Raw genomic sequence first — 1,458 nt, 5'->3', positions numbered from 1 at the left:
CGACTGCCGGGGCGCCGCGCGCGTTTGATGCGCTGTCCGGCGAGGTTCATGCCAGCGCCCAGTCGGCGCTGCTCGACGACAGCCTGCTCCTGCGGGAGGCGGTGCTCGGGCGGATGCGGCAGAGCGGGGGCGCCGACACGGTGCTCGCCACCGGCCCCAGCGTCTGGGCGCAGGGCATCGGGACCTGGGGCCGCAATGGCAGCGACGGCAATGCGGCGGAGGCGACCAGCTCGGTCGCCGGCTTCGTCAGCGGCGTCGACTATCGCTTCGGCGCCGGCTGGCAGGTCGGCCTCGCGGGGGGCACAACGAGCTCCACCGTCACGGTCCGCGACCGCGCCAGTTCGGCCGATATCGATACCGCGCATCTTGCCGGTTACGCGTCCGGCGAAGCCGGCGCGTGGCGGCTGCGTGCGGCCGCCGCCGCCAGCTTCAGCACGCTGTCGACCAGCCGGTCGGTCAGCTTCCCTGGCGTCACCGACATCGCCGGCGCCCGCTACGATGCCACCACCGCGCAGGCGTTCGGCGAGATCGGCTACCGCGTGCCGGTCGGGCAGGCCGTCGCCGAGCCGTTCGGCGGGCTGGCGCTGGTGCACCTGCATCGCGACGCATTCACCGAAGGCGGCGGCATCACCGCGCTGGCGGGGACCAGCCGCAAAGACGACATCGGCTTTTCGACGCTGGGCGGCCGGCTGACCACCAGCTTCACGCTGTCGCCCGGTCTGGTGGCTATGCCCCGGCTGGCAGCGTCGTGGCAGCACGCGTTCGGCGCCACGGCTCCGATCGCGGATCTGGCGTTCCGCAGCACCGCCGAGCCGTTCGCGGTCGCCGGCGTGCCGCTCGATCGCGACGCTGCGCTGGTCGAATGCGGCTTCGATCTGCAGCTCGGTCCGCAGGCCCGGGCCGGACTATCGTACGCTGCCCAGCGCGGCGAGCGGGGCCGGCGCGACCAGGTCCGCGGCCTGTTGAGCTGGCAGTTCTGACCTGTCTCCGTTGCCGTCCCCGGCCTTGTGCCGGGCATTGCCGTCTTCTACAGACGTTGCTCCGCAAAACAGAAATGGCCGGGACGGGCTCGGCCATGACGAGGCGATTCCATGCACGACATCAAAGCGATCCGCGACAATCCGCAGGCCTTCGACGCAGCGTTCACAAGGCGCGGTCTGGCGCCGATCGCCGATAGCCTGATCAAGCTCGACGAAGCCCGCCGCGCCGCGGTGCAGGCTGCCGAGCAGGCCCAGGCGCGGCGCAATGCGGCGTCGAAGGAGATCGGCGACGCCAAGAAGGCCAAGGACAACGCCCGCGCCGAGGCGCTGATGGCCGAGGTCACTGAACTGAAGACCACGATGCCGGCGCTCGACGCCGCGGTGAAGGAGGCCGACGAGGCGCTGAAAAAGGCGCTGTCGGAGATCCCGAACCTGCCGCTGCCTGAGGTGCCGGAGGGCGCGGACGAGCACGGCGATG

General features: G+C 71.5%; 1 protein-coding gene and 1 pseudogene. Both read left to right on the top strand.

Annotated elements, in window-relative coordinates; translation table 11 throughout:
* Nucleotides 1–980 (top strand): autotransporter outer membrane beta-barrel domain-containing protein (locus DYI24_RS26505; RefSeq protein ID WP_164574444.1); only part of this gene is annotated, 980 nt, incomplete at its 5' end.
* Between the two features lie 111 nt (nt 981–1,091).
* Nucleotides 1,092–1,458: pseudogene (locus tag DYI24_RS26500) on the top strand (serine--tRNA ligase); the annotation flags it as partial.

Origin of the sequence: Rhodopseudomonas sp. BR0C11 (genome assembly GCF_010820945.1) — a bacterium.
GTDB classification, from domain to species: domain Bacteria; phylum Pseudomonadota; class Alphaproteobacteria; order Rhizobiales; family Xanthobacteraceae; genus Rhodopseudomonas; species Rhodopseudomonas palustris_H.
This window is presented reverse-complemented; position numbering and strand designations above follow the sequence as displayed.